Annotated in this window: 14 protein-coding genes; 12 read left to right on the forward strand and 2 right to left on the reverse strand. The window is 39.3% G+C overall.

Features of this window, described 5'->3' with window-relative positions:
- Positions 1–9: 9 nt before the first annotated feature.
- Positions 10–876 carry a polysaccharide lyase gene (locus H9L23_RS01480; protein ID WP_187593337.1) on the forward strand — a complete coding sequence of 289 codons (867 nt, stop codon included), beginning with the start codon at positions 10–12 and terminating at the stop codon, positions 874–876.
- Between the two features lie 206 nt (positions 877–1,082).
- Here the strand turns inward: H9L23_RS01480 and H9L23_RS01485 are convergent, their stop codons facing one another.
- Entirely contained in the window at positions 1,083–2,249 is a 1,167-nt protein-coding gene (locus tag H9L23_RS01485) for a chondroitinase-B domain-containing protein (RefSeq protein WP_187593339.1), read from the reverse strand.
- Between the two features lie 266 nt (positions 2,250–2,515).
- Between H9L23_RS01485 and H9L23_RS01490 the strand changes: the two genes are divergently transcribed.
- Together H9L23_RS01490 and H9L23_RS01495 are read left to right on the forward strand one after the other, a co-directional pair.
- Positions 2,516–3,013 (forward strand): cupin domain-containing protein, encoded by a 498-nt coding sequence (locus H9L23_RS01490; RefSeq protein ID WP_025142534.1) that lies wholly within the window; start codon positions 2,516–2,518, stop codon positions 3,011–3,013.
- Between the two features lie 137 nt (positions 3,014–3,150).
- The gene (locus H9L23_RS01495) at positions 3,151–3,879 is read left to right on the forward strand and encodes an acyl-CoA desaturase (protein ID WP_187593341.1); all 729 of its coding nucleotides are present in this window, start codon (positions 3,151–3,153) and stop codon (positions 3,877–3,879) included.
- A 241-nt stretch (positions 3,880–4,120) separates the two neighbouring features.
- On the opposite strand, the gene H9L23_RS01500 is transcribed toward H9L23_RS01495, so the two are convergent.
- Positions 4,121–5,128 carry an IS110 family RNA-guided transposase gene (locus tag H9L23_RS01500; RefSeq protein WP_187591850.1) on the reverse strand — a complete coding sequence of 336 codons (1,008 nt, stop codon included), beginning with the start codon at positions 5,126–5,128 and terminating at the stop codon, positions 4,121–4,123.
- A 559-nt stretch (positions 5,129–5,687) separates the two neighbouring features.
- On the opposite strand from H9L23_RS01500, the gene H9L23_RS01505 reads away from it, so the two are divergent.
- The 9 genes from H9L23_RS01505 (at position 5,688) to H9L23_RS01540 (ending at position 17,949) form a co-directional block, all read left to right on the forward strand.
- The gene (locus H9L23_RS01505; protein ID WP_187593342.1) at positions 5,688–6,017 is read left to right on the forward strand and encodes a DUF1475 family protein; all 330 of its coding nucleotides are present in this window, start codon (positions 5,688–5,690) and stop codon (positions 6,015–6,017) included.
- A gap of 76 nt (positions 6,018–6,093) precedes the next feature.
- A complete protein-coding gene (locus tag H9L23_RS01510; protein WP_187593343.1) occupies positions 6,094–6,888 on the forward strand; it encodes a DUF1295 domain-containing protein in 795 nt (264 codons plus the stop codon).
- Positions 6,889–7,030: 142 nt separating this feature from the next.
- Complete coding sequence (locus H9L23_RS01515) at positions 7,031–8,065, forward strand: SAM-dependent methyltransferase (RefSeq protein WP_187593344.1); 1,035 nt, start codon at positions 7,031–7,033, stop codon at positions 8,063–8,065.
- A gap of 80 nt (positions 8,066–8,145) precedes the next feature.
- Positions 8,146–9,390 carry an NAD(P)/FAD-dependent oxidoreductase gene (locus H9L23_RS01520; RefSeq protein WP_187593345.1) on the forward strand — a complete coding sequence of 415 codons (1,245 nt, stop codon included), beginning with the start codon at positions 8,146–8,148 and terminating at the stop codon, positions 9,388–9,390.
- A 183-nt stretch (positions 9,391–9,573) separates the two neighbouring features.
- Complete coding sequence (locus H9L23_RS01525; protein WP_187593346.1) at positions 9,574–10,386, forward strand: DUF1365 domain-containing protein; 813 nt, start codon at positions 9,574–9,576, stop codon at positions 10,384–10,386.
- A 10-nt stretch (positions 10,387–10,396) separates the two neighbouring features.
- Entirely contained in the window at positions 10,397–11,635 is a 1,239-nt protein-coding gene (locus tag H9L23_RS01530) for an SAM-dependent methyltransferase (protein ID WP_187593347.1), read from the forward strand.
- Between the two features lie 294 nt (positions 11,636–11,929).
- Positions 11,930–14,362 carry an outer membrane beta-barrel family protein gene (locus H9L23_RS01535; protein ID WP_187593348.1) on the forward strand — a complete coding sequence of 811 codons (2,433 nt, stop codon included), beginning with the start codon at positions 11,930–11,932 and terminating at the stop codon, positions 14,360–14,362.
- 453 nt (positions 14,363–14,815) lie between these two features.
- Positions 14,816–15,376: a carboxypeptidase-like regulatory domain-containing protein gene (locus tag H9L23_RS26460; protein WP_246474807.1), complete on the forward strand. Its 561-nt coding sequence runs from the start codon at positions 14,816–14,818 to the stop codon at positions 15,374–15,376.
- Positions 15,352–17,949 carry a SusC/RagA family TonB-linked outer membrane protein gene (locus tag H9L23_RS01540; protein ID WP_246474942.1) on the forward strand — a complete coding sequence of 866 codons (2,598 nt, stop codon included), beginning with the start codon at positions 15,352–15,354 and terminating at the stop codon, positions 17,947–17,949. Before H9L23_RS26460 ends, H9L23_RS01540 begins: the two co-directional genes overlap by 25 nt.
- Positions 17,950–17,957: the final 8 nt, after the last annotated feature.

Below are 17,957 nucleotides of genomic sequence, written 5' to 3' on the forward strand. Positions count from 1 at the left end.
ATGAACTCCATGCATTTTATTGCATCCCTATTGCTTATACTTTCCGTGAGTTTTTACGGCTGTCAGAAAGATAAAACAGAAGAACCAACTCCAGGCAGTGTTAATTCTCCAGAGAAGCTGTCCGCGGCTAATCCGGCCGTAGCTGCTGCAGCGGCATATCCAAGCAATATCAACACCGGTTTTACCCACGCAGATGGCGCTTACTCCTACGGAGAAGCCAGTGCAGATTTTGGCGGTGCCAGCTTAACAGGCTGGAACGAAAGCAGGGCCTATATTTCGGGCAATTGGGCCAGGGCCACTCTTGCACCTAATTCAGTATCAAATGGTTTAATTGCAGGTGCCGATATATCCGATGGTTCTGCTTACGAAGCTACCTTTAAAGTTCGTTTCCACAGCCAGTTCGATTGGAGCAGGGGCGGAAAAGTAGGTTTCGGTTTCCTGATCGGTGAAGGAAACACCGGTTGCGATATAGCCAGCGACGGTAATGGAGGAAGCTTACGTTTAATGTGGTACAATACCGGTAGCCGCGTATTTTTTCAGCCTTATGTGTACCATAGAGATATGGCAGGCCCTTGCGGCGATACCTTTGGCAAATCTTATCCGTCATCAGGCAGTTTGGTTAAAGGCGATACTTACACCGTTCACCTTTATGTAAAAAGCAATACCGGATCGAATAAAAATGGTCAGGTACAGGTAATTATTAATGGGACCACCGTATTGGATCAATCTATCCGCTGGACAACCAACGATGCGCAACGCCTCATTAACAGGTTATCGTTCCACAATTTTAGAGGCGGAAAAGATGTGGCGGTATGGGGATCCAGCCAAACCAGTTACATTTATTTTGATGATCTTGTGGTAAATAAGATTCAATAGATAAAGAGACTGTATTAGGAATAGTTCCGTTATTTTAATGACCGGGTAATATTTGATAGGAACGTCATTCCCAACCCGATAGCTATCGGGTTGATTGGGAATCGTAATGCATAGGCTTTAAGATTCACGCATGCGCGGGAATGACGATAAGGACAAATAGCGCTGCCTTAGTGCTCACAACTACTCTCGATACAGTCTCTTTTTTATTACTTCTTTACCTCTTCTACCTTAACATTTTTAAAACTGTTTGCTTCAATTGTATTGTTAAAAGGAGCCACATTTTGCATTACAGGCGAAGGGTATCTTTTGGTGTCAAATTTTCCTGTCCAGTCCGCATCCTTACTATCGCCGATCAAAATTCCCGTTGTGGCGTTTGATATGGTATTGTTTTTTATCGTACAATCGCTGGCCGAGATATAAAACCCGATTTCATCTTTTCCTTTAGCCATGCCATACATCAGCCTGATGGCCGTTTGGATACCATCGATTTTATTATTAATTAGCTGATGTCCGGTACCATTGATGCGTATGCCACCAGTACCGCCTTTAAATGTATTATCGGCAATTATACAATCGTGGCCGCCACGCATCACCAGTTCACCATCGTTATCTTCAAAATAATTGTTAAGGTATTTATTGCCGCTGCTTTTATTGCTGATCACTTCATTTTCGCCATTGCAATGAATAAACCTGTTTTTGCGAACAGTAGTTTCTGGTTTTTGATTGCCCAGCAATACCGGATCCTGCCCAACCTGAACACATTCGCCTCCGTTGCCATTTGGCCAGCTCACTTTGTTTTTATCCCTAAAAATGTTGTTTTCAATCAGTGTAAGTTTTGGGTAGGTATCTTTCGTAATTTTAACCTGAACATCCTGATTATCCACATTGGATATGAAGCCACAACCTTCAACTACATTGTTGCTGCCGTTTCCTGAAATAATTACCAGGGGAGTAAATTGCGATTTAGCCTGGTTTGCAGAAAAGCTGCAGTTGGATATACTGCAATTATTGCTGGTAGCAAGCTCGATCAGTACACCAGTTTTAGTTAACACACAATCTTTAAAGTTAATTCCTTTAATGAAAACATATTCTCCGGAAACGCTGAATATTGGCTTGGTAACATTTCCCGAAAAAATAACCATACCCTGTTTTTCTGCCTGTATAATGATAGGCTTTACCAAAGTTCCTTTATTGTTGATATTTATAGACCAATCTGTATAATTTCCATTTTTGATTACCACCTCATCTCCCGGAATCAATAAAGATTGAACAGCCTTAAACTCCTGTTCTGAGCCAATGCGGTACACTTTGGCCGAGATTTTCTGTAAAAAAAGCAGTGATAATAAAATGCAGATACTAAGTTTTCGGATCATTGTTATTGCGGGAGTTATATTTCTTCAAACATACTAAAGCAAAGGCTGATATGATGATTAATAAATCGATTTTATCAGCAACTTTACAGCATTTAATGTGCTTATGAATGGTTTTAGCGTACTCAGGTAGTTCCTGCTTAAAAAAATAAAAGGTACGAGAGGTCTTTTTTAATTTATTAGGCTTATTTTTGCGGCAATTATAGAACCATATAGGTAATTATTTGTGCCTATAAACCTCGACAATCATTAGAAATAAATAGTTATCAATGACAAACGACAAAAAAGAAATTTTCGAAAGCGTAGCACAACGTTTAAAAATTGAAGGATTTAATGTAGTAAACCGCGATGAAACCCGTCCCTGGGGTGGTTTCTTTGTTATAGACGAAGCACAGGCGCAACAATTTGCCGATACTTATTTTGATGGATTAAATGTAGAAGACCTTAAAATCGGTGGTAAATTAAGTCCGAAAATTTTAATCGTAGCTCCAAACACACGTCTTTCTTGGCAATATCACCACCGCAGAGCAGAAATCTGGCAAGTGGTAACCGGTACTGTCGGTATCAAAACCAGCCAAACCGATGAAGAAGGTGAAGTGAAAAAATATGCACCAAAAGATCAGATCAAATTACAGCAAGGCGAACGTCACCGTTTAATCGGTTTAGAAGACTGGGGAGTTGTGGCAGAAATCTGGCAACATACCGATGCTTCGAACCCATCAGATGAAAGCGATATTGTTCGTGTTCAGGACGATTTCGGTAGATAATAAATAATTAAAAGGATCTTGTTTTTATCAAATCAGAACAAGATCCTTTTAGTCTAAACGCTTAATTAAAGCAGTTTTTCTACACGCTGGAAAACTAAACGCCCTCAAACTACGTTTATAAAGCATACACATCATACATGATTATCTTCATTTTTTTTCTTTGCCATTGGTTTTTATCCCTGTTCAGTCAAACCTTTTTCCTTCATCGTTACTCATCACACAAGATGTTTAAAATGGAACTTTTCTGGGAGCGGTTTTTCTACCTGGTATTACTGATCTCGCAAGGTTCATCATTTTTAAACCCGAGGGCTTATGCTATCCTGCATAGGATGCACCATGCTTACAGCGACACAGAAAAAGATCCGCATTCGCCACATTTTTTTAAGGATGTTTTCGGGATGATGATTGCTACGAAAAATATGTATATGAATTATCTGCAGTTTAAAATACAGCCAGAGCCAGCTTTTCAGGGCAATTATCCTGAATGGCCAGTTGTTGATAAAATAGGAAATTCATGGGCCTGGAGAATTGCATGTGGTTTATTTTATATCGGTTTTTATATTGCTTTTGCTAACCATTGGTGGCTGTACATTTTATTGCCGATCCATTTTTTAATGGGACCTCTACATGGCGCAATTGTAAACTGGTGCGGACATAAATATGGTTATTCTAATCATGATAACGATGACCACAGTAAAAACTCCTTACCTTGGGATTTCTTATTAATGGGAGAGCTTTTTCAGAACAACCATCATAAAAAACCGAACAGCCCAAATTTTGCCACTAAATGGTGGGAATTTGATCCAACTTACCCGGTGATGAAGGTATTACACTGGATGAGAATTATCAAGATCAGAAAGGTTTAAGGAGCCAAAAGGAAAAAGACCAAAGCTGAAAGGTTTTTTAATTCACTCGCGCCATGGTCTGTGTCCCCACAGGCCATCATCTAATTCCTTGCAATAACATTCCTTGCAATAACCTTAATGAACAGGTTTTTTGCCACTGAGGTACAGAAGAACAAGGATCAATAAATTTTCTTTCCACCACTGTTTTGGGTTAGCTAAACCTGTATTCTATGGTTAATCCAAGCAATTTCTTATTTTTTTTTTATGCTACCAATTGATAGTCTTTTACATATGGCCTGTCATTCGCTACAGCCGAGAATGCCCTACTGACAAGCTTATTTCTAAGTACATTCAAGATTGATGAATGATGTTTCCCTTCTTTTATTTTTCTATCATAATATCTCTTAAATTCATTGTCTTTTTTAATGGTGTTCAATGCGCACATTGTCAATAAGGTTTTGATCCGTTTATTGGCCAGGTGACTGACCTTGGGTTTTGTGTTAAGGGTTGTTCCCGATTTTTTACCAAAAGGGGCCAGGCCGCAGTAACAAGCAAACTTTCTTGGGTTATCAAATAGGGAAAACCCTTGGGTAAGAACCACAATGAACATTGCGGTCTGTGGTCCGATACAATATACTGAGTTGACGAGTCTATATTGTTTTTCCAATAAGGCATCCTCCTTTACATAACACAAAAGTTTTTCCTCTAACAAACTTATCTTATTATCATATTCCTTGATTAATGCCTTTCTGATTTGCAGGGTGAACTCAGCAGATTCCCTGTCAAATTCCTCAAGCTCTCCACAAACATTCTTCAGTGCGGTCTGTTGCTTTACCAGCTGTCTCCTGCATGATAATAGGTATTTGATCTTGCTTATCGTCTTGCTGGGCATACTAAATAAAAAGGCTTTCCGCCTATGGATAAAACCATATTCTGCTATAGCTGCAGCATCTGCCTTGTCTGACTTACCTCTTTTGAGCCCCAGGGACCGCTTTAATCTGAGCGCATTCTCAACCCAGAGGTTTCCACCCTGATCACTAAAAAAAGTACACGCAGGAAGTGCATAGATTCCAGTATCTTCTGCGCAAAAGAACATATCTGATATGGACAGTTTGGTAAGATGATGGATCCAGGTAATCATCTCTGTATAGCCAGCATCACTGTTGGCAAAAGTGCCATGGAAACATTCATCGGGATCCTCAGCAAGAAAAAAGACTACATCTGTTTTCAGTTTTGAAATGTCGATGCCTGCAAATAATTTGTAATTCATAAATTTGGTTATCTTAAGTTGAGATTAAACCTTCATGTTGAATAAAACTAAATCCCTTAATGGTCCTGCCAGACTAAAATTCTATATGGTTCTTGTTCAACAAACGGCAGTGCTCTAATACAGGTTTTAGATCTTTAATCTAGACAGAGTAATAGTGCAGCACTGCCGTTAAGGTTTTATATATTCAAAGTTCATATATTTTTAAGTACTCACAAACCTAAGGGACAGCAGCGAAAATCCTTTTTGTTTGCAGGACCTGACATATACTGTTATCTGCAGCCTATGAAACGGATACTTGCGCCTGAGTAGTACAGCACCTCAAAAAGATTGAAGCAAATGGCAGAACTATCGTAACCGATAAAAACCGGATCCTGCTTTTCTAAAAAAAAACACTACTTCTTTTTGCCACGGAGGCACGGAAAACACGGAGTATGTTCCGCGCTTTGTTACCCTGAGTTGAGTCGAAGGGCGATATGGAAAGTTTGGGGTTACAATCAAATCCTTTTTGCCTATCTTACCGTATATACAGCAATCTGTTTTAAAAAATTAAAGCCATCTGATGATCAACTTCCTCAAAATCATTTTCGCTGCACTGTTAGTTTTTATGTGCTATAAAGTAATCAGTACTTCGTTAGAAAGCAACCTGTTCGATCAATGGGATTTTCTTGGTAGCATACCGTGGATGCGTGCCACCCTTTGGGATTTTTACGCTAACATCTTCATTATCACGCTGTGGATGTTTTATAAAGAAAAAAGCATTATTCTTAAAATCTCTATTACCATTTTGTTCGTATGTTTAGGCAGTATAGCAACCTTAGCTTATGTTTTAGTGCATTTATTCAAACTAAAAGATGGCGAAGGTGTTAAAGAATTGCTGGTAAAAAGGTAGAAGGTAAAAGGCTGAAGGTTAAACCTCGAGCGGAATACATTTTCTTAAACCTTATGCCCTAAACCTTAAACCTTTTATGGATTACAAACATCTACTATTCATCGCACTCATTTCTTTAATTGCCTGCTGTTTCATTATGGCCATGGTTTGGCTCTGGGCAAAGAAAATCAAAAACGCCGGGGTGGTTGATGTTTTCTGGGCATTGAATTTCCCGGTAATTACGCTGATCACTTTTTTTATGTCTGAGGGTTTTGACCCCCGTAAAATTTTAATCTGCGGGATGTTTTTACTGGCCGAACTGCGCCTGGGTATTCACCTTTGGCAACGCGTTATTGGTCATTTAGATGAAGAAGAGGGAAGGTATGAGCAGTTGCGTAAAGAATGGGGAGACAAAGCCGACCGCAATTTCTTTGTGTTTTTTCAGTTTCAGGCCATTTCCAATGTAATCCTGGCGATCCCATTTTTTATCATCACAGCAAATCAATCGCAGGCCATCTCTTTTTTAGAGTTTGCAGGTGCTTTGGTTTGGGTTATTGCTTTTTTTGGAGAAATGATTGCCGACAGGCAACTGGCAGCCTTTAAAAAAGATCCCAGTAATAAAGGCAAAGTGTGCGATACCGGACTATGGCATTACAGCCGTCATCCGAACTACTTCTTCGAATGGTTGACCTGGATGGGTTATTTGATTTTTGCTCTGGCTTCGCCATGGGGCATTCTCGCCATCATCAGTCCGGCTATTATTCTATATTTACTAACCAAAGTTACCGGTGTTCCCAACAATGAAGAACAAAACTTGCGGAGTAAACCTGTGGCCTATAAAAAATATCAGCAAACAACGAGTGCCTTTTTCCCTTGGGGGAAAAAGAGGTAAGATGGAAAATGTAAGAGGGGTGATGTACCGCATCATTCGCAAATCCATCATCCGTTTTACATCGTACATTAACCATTTCTATTAACCTTCTCCAAAATAAATTATCCATTAACCATCTTACATTATTCCATTTTACATTTACATGTGGTACGATAAACTTTTAGAAAACGACAAACTTCCTGATACCGCCTTGCGTATCGGCATCAGAAAATTATGTAAACAACGCCTGGATGATGAAACGTTGGGCGATGAAGAATTGCAGCAGGAAAAATTTATGGATCTTGTTACCGAGCTGAAGCAATCACCCATTGCAGTAAATACAGCCGATGCCAATGAGCAGCACTATGAGCTCCCTACCGAATTTTTTCAATATTGTTTGGGTAAAAATTTAAAATACAGCAGCGGTTACTGGAAACCGGGCGTTAAAGATATTGATACTTCAGAAGATGATATGCTGGCCTTAACCTGCAAAAGGGCTGATTTACAGCGCGGGCAAAATGTTTTGGAACTGGGCTGCGGCTGGGGATCGCTATCGCTTTATATGTCGGCTAAATTTCCGGATAGCACTTTTACTGTGGTATCTAATTCTGCAACACAGAAAATCTTTATAGATGAAACAGCAAAACAGCGTGGAATTCAGAATTTAACGGTTTTAACTGCCGATATGAACACTTTTACCATCGCTGATACATTCGATCGCGTGGTTTCGGTAGAGATGTTTGAGCACATGCGCAACTATAAGTTTTTGCTGAACAAGGTGGCTTCTTTTATGAAACCTGATGGTAAGCTTTTCGTACATATTTTTACGCATAAAACCCTGGCCTACAAATTTGAGGTAATTGATGAAACCGATTGGATGAGCAAATACTTCTTTACCGGAGGGATTATGCCTTCAAACCACCTGTTTTTCTACTTTAACGATGATCTTAAAATCGATAAACATTGGGTGGTAAACGGAACCAATTACGGCAAAACTTCCGAAGCCTGGTTAAGCAATATGGATAAACACAAAAAAGAAATCATGCCGATTTTAGAACGTACTTATGGTAAAGATCAGGCCGTAAAATGGTGGGTATATTGGAGATTGTTTTACATGTCGTGTGCTGAGCTCTTCAATTATAATAAAGGAAACGAGTGGATGGTGTGTCATTATTTATTCGAAAAGGTTAAGGTATAGGATTAAGGTTTAGGGGACGAGATGCGTCCGTCTCAAATCTAATATCTCAAATCTTGTATCTCAATTATCAAATCTATATAATGAAAACACTCGCCATTATCGGCTCCGGAATAGCAGGCATGGGCTGTGCCCATAAACTGCAGCATAAATACGATATTACTCTTTTCGAAGAGCTCGATTATATCGGTGGTCATACTAATACCATAACGCTAGAAGAAGATGGACAACCCATTTACCTGGATAGCGGTTTTATGGTTTTTAACTATCAAACCTATCCCAATTTGACGGAGATGTTTGCTGAGATTGATGCGCCGGTAATTAAAACCGATATGTCTTTCAGTGTGCAGTTTCTGCCTAAAAAATTAGAATACAGCGGCTCGAGTTTAAATCATCTTTTTGCCCAGCGGAAAAATTTGTTTAATATTTCTTATTTAAAAATGTTAATGCAGATTAACCGCTTCAATAAGCAGAGTATCGAAATTCTGGATAAACCCGAGTATCATGATTATTCGATCGGGCAGTTTTTTAAGGAATTTGGTTATAGCGAAGAGATGCTTTGGCAATATCTGATTCCGATGAGCGCTGCGGTTTGGAGTGCCCCGATGGAACAGATTCTGGATTTTCCTGCTATTACCCTGATCCGCTTCTTTAAAAACCACGGTTTTTTAGGGTTAGATACCCAGCATCAATGGTACACGCTGCAAAATGGAAGTCAGGCTTACCGCGAAAAACTGATCGTGCCATTCCGCGACAGGATCAAAATCAACAATAAAATTGTTTCAGTAAGGCGTTTGGAGAATGGTAAAGTTGAAGTAGAAAATCAAAAGGGCGAGAAATTCGAATTTGATAAAGTGATCATGGCCAGTCACGCCGACCAAACTTTCGAAATCGTAAAAGATAAAACAGCTTTAGAAACCGAGTTGCTTTCTAAATTTAAATACCAGCTAAACAAAGCTGTTGTACATACCGACGAAAATCAGATGCCAAAAGCAAAACTGGCCTGGAGCAGCTGGAATTACCGTGTAGAAAAACAGGGTGATAAATTATTGCCAAGCACCATTTACTGGATGAACAGTTTGCAGGGTGTTTCTAAAAAACAGAATTATTTTGTTTCTATTAATCCGACAGATTCCTTAAACCCCGAAAAAATTGTAAAGGAAATTGATTACCATCACCCTTTGTTCGATGTTCCGGCCATGCAGGCGCAGGAACAATTACACAAGCTAAACGAAACCGGACCGATATATTATTGCGGAAGTTATTTTAAGTACGGTTTTCATGAAGATGCTTATAAGAGTGCGGTGGATTTGTGCCAGGGGATGTAAAAGTAGTTACGTCATTCCCAACTTGATTGGGAATCGTAATGCTTTAGTATGGCTTGTAAATTGTATTAAGATTCCCGCCTGCGCGGGAATGACGGATCGTTTTAAATGATTCTTCGCTGCGATCAGAATGACAATGAATTCAAAATGACGATCAACAATAAAATTTTGTAAATTGTAATATTAATGCAAATCAACTCCTCTATCTACACCGCAAAGGTCATGCACCACCGCCTGGCACCAAAAAAACATTCTTTTTGGTACAGGGTGTATATGTTCTACATCGATCTGGATGAGTTGGATCTGCTAGCGCAAAAACTGCGCTGGTTTAGTCGGAATAAATTTAACCTTTTTTCTTTTCGCGATGCCGAACACCTCCAGTTGCCGAAAGAAAATCCTGATCAGACCAAAAATACACGTCAGCATGTAGAAGATTATTTAAAAGAGAATGGGGTTGATGGCAGCAAACTTAAAATAAAACTGCTTACCAACCTCAACGTGCTGGGTTATAATTTTAATCCGGTTTCCTTTTATTACTGCTTCGATCAGGAAGGAAACCCGGTATGTTGTGTGGCCGAAATCAGCAATACTTACCGCGAAATGAAACTTTTTTTCTTTGGAAAAGAAGAATTACATGGCGATACCTTTAAAAAAATAACCACAAAATATTTTTACGTTTCACCCTTTATCGACCATGACGATTCTTTCGATTTCAACTTAAAAGTGCCGGCTGATAAGCTCGATATTAAAATTAACGACCTGGATAAGGATGGTAAATTGTTTTTTATCAGTACCTTAATAGGAGAGAAAAAACCTTTAAGCAATGCCAATATGTTGCGTTATTTTTTCTCAATACCTTTAATCCCTTTGCAGGTAATGGGCATGATTCATTGGCAGGCCTTTAAACTTTGGATAAAAAAAATACCTTTTCATCCAAAAGCTGAAAACCCTGAGCTGCAACGTAACGTATATAAACCCTATAAACCACAAATCAAATAGATCAAAGATTATGAACACGCTTACCGCTACCAGAACATCAACGGGTTTTTTCGAAAGAGTAGTGCTTAATGCACTTTCTAAAATGACATTAGGCAAATTGGAACTTTCGTTGCCAAGTGGCGAAACACTGATGTTTGGAAACGGCGAACATAAAATTGAAGCGCATATCCAGGTTAACCATCCCGATTTTTTTAAGTCCATTGCACTTTATGGAGATATTGGCTTTGGCGAAGGTTACACATCTGGTCTATGGGATACCAATAACATTACCAATGTAATTAAATGGGTAATCCTGAATATTGAGAATGCACCCTCGGTTACCGGGAGCAAGGTGAAATCCATTGCTTTGGGTATTTTTAAATGGGTAAACAAGATTTATCACGTGCGCAGGGCTAATACTTTAGCCGGATCGCAGAAAAATATTTCGGAACATTACGACCTCAACAACGATTTCTTTGCCACTTTTCTGGATAAAACCATGACTTATTCAAGCGGTTATTTTAACCCTGAAGATTTAAGTTTAGAAGAATCACAATATGCCAAATACGACCGTTTGGCCAGGCAGCTAAAAATTAAAGCTACCGACCATGTGTTGGAAATTGGAAGTGGTTGGGGCGGTAATGCGATTTTTCTAGCCAAAAATTATGGCTGTAAAGTTACTTCGGTTACCATTTCTAAGGAACAGCAAAAACTTGCGATGGAGCGTGTACATGCCGAAGGATTGGCCGATAAAGTTTCGGTAATTATTCAGGATTACCGTAAAATTGAAGGCACCTTCGATAAAATCGTTTCCATCGAAATGTTAGAAGCGGTAGGTCACCAGTATTTAGAAACCTATTTCGAAAAATGCCAGGAGCTGTTAAAACCAGATGGCATTTTTGCCTTCCAGGTGATTACTTCCCCTGATTGTAGATACGATAAACTGAGAAACGGCGTAGACTGGATCCAGAAACATATTTTTCCGGGATCACTTTTGCCTTCGGTAGCTGCCATGAACAAAGCAATAAATGAAACCGGCGATTTAACCATGGTCGATTTAAAGGATATGGGTTTAGATTATGCCCGTACACTTCATTTATGGTTCATCGAATTCAATAAAAACCTTGATAAGGTAAAAGCACTGGGTTTTGATGAAACCTTTATCCGCAAATGGAACTATTACCTTAATTATTGCGAAGCAGCCTTTGCTATGCGGAATATTAACGTAATGCAGATGGTGTACTCAAGACCTAATAATATTTCGAGGTAATGATGTAAGATGTGTGATGTAAGATGGATGACGGGGGGGGTCCATCTTCAATTTTATATGTTTTAATGTAGATGTTATACGCGTGGCCAAATAATATTTCTGGATAAGAGATGTAAGATGGATGATGAGGTGAATTTCCACCTTCCATTATCCATTTTACATTTTCCATGTTTCTTTCACCGATAAATCTATAGCATTCACCGAACAAATTATGGGGTTGGTGTAAAAAGTATAGCGTATTATTGTAACAAAATGCAATTTGCGTAGACTAATTACAAAAGACTAACTCTTAACATGAAAAAACTTTTACTTTTAACCCTCACTCTTGGGATATTTTTTACCGCACATGCTCAGTTTCCTGGAGGTTTTGGTGGAGGGGCCAAAAAACCTACTGTTACAGGCCGTATTACTGCAACTATACTCGATTCAGTAACAAAAAAACCGATTGATTACGCAACAGTATCATTGGTTACTGCTAAGGATAATAAATCTGTTAATGGTGGTGTTACCGACGAAAAAGGAAAATTATCCTTGCAAAATGTTGCCCCGGATTCTTATAAACTGATGATCGGCTTTATGGGTTACAAAACAAAAGCGGTTTTGGTTACCACAACGCCATCTAAACCGGATAACAATATCGGAACGATTTATATTGTGGGAACAGAAAATACTTTAGCTGATGTTCAGGTTCAGGGTACTAAAGCAATCATCGAAAACAAGGTAGACCGCATGGTGTACAATGCAGAGGCTGATGGAACAAATGCCGGTGGCGATGCAACCGATGTAATGCGCAAGGTACCAATGCTCTCTGTTGATGCCAATGGTGATGTTCAACTCCGTGGCGCAGCCGTTAGGGTATTGATCAATGGAAAACCTTCTGGTACCATGGCAGCAAGCGTTTCTGATGCCTTAAAAATGATCCCTGCCGAGCAGATTAAAAGTGTTGAGGTAATTACCAGTCCATCGGCTAAATATGATGCTGAGGGTTCTGGCGGTATCATCAACATTATTACTAAAAAATCAAATGCCCAGGGGGTGAGTGGAAGTATCAATGCTTCGGCAGGTACCCGACAAAATAATGGTGCTTTTAACCTAACTGCAAAAACTGGGCGTTTAAGTGTTAATACCAGTTTAGGATCTAATTTCGCTTATGCTCAGGATTCGAGGGTGGTAATTGTAAATAATACGCAGTTAAACGCAGGTGGTTCCAACAATATTTCGCAGGATGGAACATCAAAATGGAGTAGAGATGGACTTAATGGAAGTTTGGGTCTAGATTACGATTTTAACGCATACAATAATATCAGTACAAATGTTAAATTCAACCGTTTTTCTAACGGTGGTCCTGGTTCTGCAAACTATATTATAAACAACTTGCCTGCTACCAATATCAGTAATATGGATATGACCCGTAACAATATGGATTGGAACGTGGATTACAAAAAAACGAGTAAAAAGGAAGGCGAGGAATTTACAATTTCTGGTCAGCTTTCTACCGGACGGACGCCTACAAGCTTCAGTAACCTGTTAACTTCGGCAGCTTTTCCTAACGGAGTGCTCACAGCCAGTGATAATACGGCTAAGAATAATGAATATACCGGACAAACAGATTATACCTATCCATTTACAAAATCGACTATTTTAGAAGTTGGTGCTAAAGGGATATTCCGTAATGTAAAGAGCCAGTATGGATCATCGGAAAGGGATTTCGATTATAACCAGGATGTAGCTGCGGCTTATGGGGTAATCAGTTTCGACATTACCAAGAAAATTAAATTTAAAGGTGGTGTAAGGGCTGAATACACTAAAATAGATTTTAACACACTAACCAGCGGCACAGAAAAAAACGATTATTTTAACTTATTCCCAAGCTTTATTATCTCTCAAACCTTAAAGAAAGGTGGAACAGTTAAATTTAGCTATAACCGCAGGGTGCAGAGACCAAGTGAAAATTATTTAAATCCATTCAGAAACGAAAGTGATCAATTTAATATTCAACAGGGAAATCCGCAGTTAAGTCCTGAGTTAAGTCAGAATTTTGAGTTGGGTTATTCAACTTTTGTTAAAGGTTCGGTAATTAATGCTTCTGTTTTTTACCGTCGTACCGGTGGGGTAATAGAAAGTTCTATATCACCAATAACCGAAAATAGTGTAACCAAAGTATTATCATCTTTTATCAATGTAGGTACTGCACAAACTTATGGGCTTAACCTTTTTGGTTCTTACAATCCGAAACCTAAATGGACTTTGATGAGTAATATATCTGCCAACACTTACGAGGTAACAAATGATGCAACTAATATTAGTACAGGTACATTTTTAAATTATAGTATTTTCGGTCGTTCGGCTTACGGTTTCGGTAAAGGCTATAATTTCGAGTTGTTTGGTGTGGCCACTTCAGCGCGTAGAACCTACCAGGGCAAAACAGATCCTTTCTACTTTTATGGTGCATCAATTAAAAAGGATATCTTAAATAAAAAAGGAAGTATAGGTATTAACACCTTAAACCCTTTTACAAAAAACCTGCATATTAAAACGGAGAACAACTCAATCAATCCATTGGGCACAGTTTACCAAAGCAGTAATATTTATTATCCATTACGTTCTTTTGGTATCAACTTTAGTTATTCTTTTGGTAAACTTAAATTTACCGAGAAAAACAAGATCAAAAATGATGATGTAAAACAAGATCAGCAACAAGGTGGTATGGGCGGTGTTCAACAGTAAAAACCCAATCCAGATATATTTTTTAAAAGTCTTTCCTTTAATCAGGAAAGACTTTTTTGTTTAACACCTAAATGAATTATGACTTAAATGACCTAAGGTGACTTAGGTAGTGACAAAATATTTGTTATGTTTTACTTAAAGAATTTAACCATCTGACGGGACTTATTAATTCATCACCCAACCATGCAATTGTTGCAACATCTAAAAATTGTCTCCTAATACTATATTGACAATTTAAATGGCTGCACCCTGGCTTTTTTTGAGAAATTTATAATAACCTGTGGTTTTTTGCGGTTTTTCGAACTGTTTGTTTGCTTGTTTGTGCAGGATATCCATTTTGTAATGTAAAAAATACTTTAAATTGGATGTTGCTGTCTTGCTTTGTGCGTTTTTATGTCGTTAAAAACTTATATTGCAATTAACTAACAAATCATTACCCTAAATAATCCAGATATGAGAAAAATCTTTACCTCACTCTTTTTTCTGTGCATTTTACTTACTGGTCTTACTACTTTGGCCCAGGTAAAAACCATAACAGGAAAAATAACTTCTTCTGATGATGGCGGTCCGCTACCCGGAGTAAGTATAAAAATTAAGGGTACCACAACGGGTACCTCAACTGATGGTAATGGTAGTTTTACCATTCAGGCACCATCGCCAGGTGCAGTGCTTGTAATTAGCCTGATCGGATATAAGGCTCAGGAAATTACCATTGGCAGTAAGACCACTGTTAATGCAGCCCTGGCTTCAGATGCGCAAGAATTACAGGAAGTAACCATTTCAACTGCGTTGGGTATTACCAGGCAGGTTAAGTCTTTAGGTTATGCTGCACAAAGTGTAAGTAGCAGCGATTTAAACTATAATCACCAGCCCAACCTGCTTAATGCTTTACAGGGAAAAGTTGCAGGTGCAACAATTTCCAGTACAGGTGGTGGCCCGGGTCAGGGGCTAGTATACGGATCAGGGGAGTTAACTCTATCGATCCGAATATTTCTGGGGATCCTTTATATGTAATTGATGGGGTACAGATTGATAACTCAACTTCTACCGTTGGTGCCAATCCGGATGGAACAGCATTTGGTTCGAGAGGAGTAACCAACAGGGCCTCAGATATTAATCCAGAAGATATTGAAACCATCAATATTTTAAAAGGAGGAGCCGCTACAGCACTTTATGGATTAAGGGGAGCCAACGGCGTTGTGGTCATCACCACCAAAAGAGGCAAACAGAATGGTGTGAGTGTGAACTTTAACAGCAGCTATGGTTTTGATCAGGTGTTGAAATCACCCGATGTACAAACAGAATATACCCAGGGTGTCTTGGGAGTTTATACCAATCCGCCGGGTGGTATCGGGCCAGGCTGGGGACCAACCATTGCTGAGGCAAAACTGATCGATCCAACTCATCCCGATCAGTTATTCAACAACTACGACCGCGCTTTTGGCACTGGCCAGCAGGTTAAAAATTCCTTATCGGTTACCGGTGGGAGTGATGCCATTAAATTTTTCTCATCCATTTCGCAGCTTTACCAAAAAGGGATGATGCCCAATACAGATAACAAGAATTTCTCCGGAAGGTTAAATACCGATTTTATCATCAGCCCGAAATTTAAAGCATCGGTTAATATGAATTTTACCAATTCTGGTGGTTATACTTACAGTGCCGACCGTTTTGGAGAAGGTTTGGCCTATTGGTCGCCACGTTACGATGTTGCCGATTATCAGAATGCAGATGGTTCGCAAAAATATTTAGGCACAAACAACCCGATTTGGGGTACGGCAAACAATAGATTTAAAGGCGATGTTAACCGCTTTATTGGCGGGGCAAGCCTGAGCTATGATCCTGCTAAATGGCTTAATTTTTCTTACCGTTTAGGGGTAGATACTTACGGCGATAACCGTGTGCGCACCGCCCGCGGACCAATGTATGCTACTGAAGCCATGTACGATAATCAACAAGGTTTTTATGGCGAGTACAACACCAAATTCAGAACCATCAACAGTACTTTTGTGGCCACTTTAACCACTAAACTAACTGATGATATTACCGGAACCTTAAGGCTTGGACAAGAACTTTACGACCGTAAGTCTAAAGAAATAGGCACTTTGGGCAGTATCCTCGGCGTATATAATTTCTTTAATTTAGCCAATGCCGGTGTACTTACACCAACTCAAACGCTAAAACAAAAAAGACTGGTGGGTTATTTCGGAGAGGCTACTTTTGATTACAAAAATTACCTTTTCTTAACTGTAACCGGAAGAAACGATATCACCTCAACGCTTCCGAAAGCAAGCAGATCGTTTTTTTACCCTTCAGCAAGTTTAAGTTATGTGTTTTCCGATCAGTTTAAATTGCCGACTGTAATTAGCCAGGCCAAGTTGCGTTTGTCTTATGCCAGGATCGGTAAAGATGCATCCGAATATTCTACTTTTACAGGTTATACCCCGTATACCTCTCTGCCAACTGGAACAGGAGGTTTAACTATTGCTCCAAATCTTGGCAACCCCGATCTCCGTCCCGAATTTACCAATACTTACGAAGCGGGTTTAGAAATGTCGTTCTTTAAAAACCGTTTAGGTTTCGATTTTACTTACTATTATTCATTAAGCAAAGATCAGATTATACAGACACAGGTTTCGTCTGCAGTTGGTTACGTCACCAAATCAATCAATGCCGGCGATATCAGGAACAGGGGAGTGGAGCTAGTATTAAATGGTAAACCGATTGTATCAAAAGATTTCAGATGGGATGTCAACGTTAATTTCTCGGCCAACCGGAACATGGTGCTGAGCATGCCAAACGGAATATCAGAAATTGTATATGGTGCCGCAAGAGGTTATGGCAATGCCGGAGTAACCATGAAATTGATTAAAGGGCAGCCTTATGGCAATATTTATGGCAGCTATTTTAACCGTTATTACGGAAGCACGCCTGAAGATCCGGTTGTACTCGACAAAAACCTTCCATTGTTAATCAGTGCTAACGGTTTCCCTAGCATTTCGGGAGGAAAGCAAAAACTATTGGGTAATTCGCAGCCGAAATATATTATCGGTATGGGCAATACCTTCAAATACAAGGATTTTAGTTTAAACGTATTGTTTGATGCCCGTTTAGGATTTGAAAAATACAACTGGCTTGAAGATTTTTATTCGGCCTTCGGATTACCGGATTATACTGCTGACAGAAGAACCGTAAAGGTATTTGATGGCGTACTGGCCAATGGTCAGCCGAATACAAAACCGGTTTATATGGGCCAAAGGATAGGGCCTGATGGCGTTGATTATGGTGAAGGATATTACCGCATTTACTATCGTAACGTTTCTGAACCTTTTGTAAGCGATGCCTCCTGGGTACGTTTGCGCTCTGCCAGTTTAACCTATAACTTACCGGCAAACTGGTTACCTGCAAAATCGATCAAAAATGCTTCGCTATCGGTTACCGGAAATAATTTATGGCTATGGACGAAATATTACGGCGTAGATCCTGAATCAAGCTCTTACGATTCTGGCAGTAACAACGACGGCTCTGCCGGTTTTACTTATCCATCAGCCCGTACAATTATGTTCACCCTTAATGTTGGTTTTTAAATAGAAAT

It is taken from the genome of Pedobacter roseus (assembly GCF_014395225.1).
Lineage (GTDB): Bacteria > Bacteroidota > Bacteroidia > Sphingobacteriales > Sphingobacteriaceae > Pedobacter > Pedobacter roseus.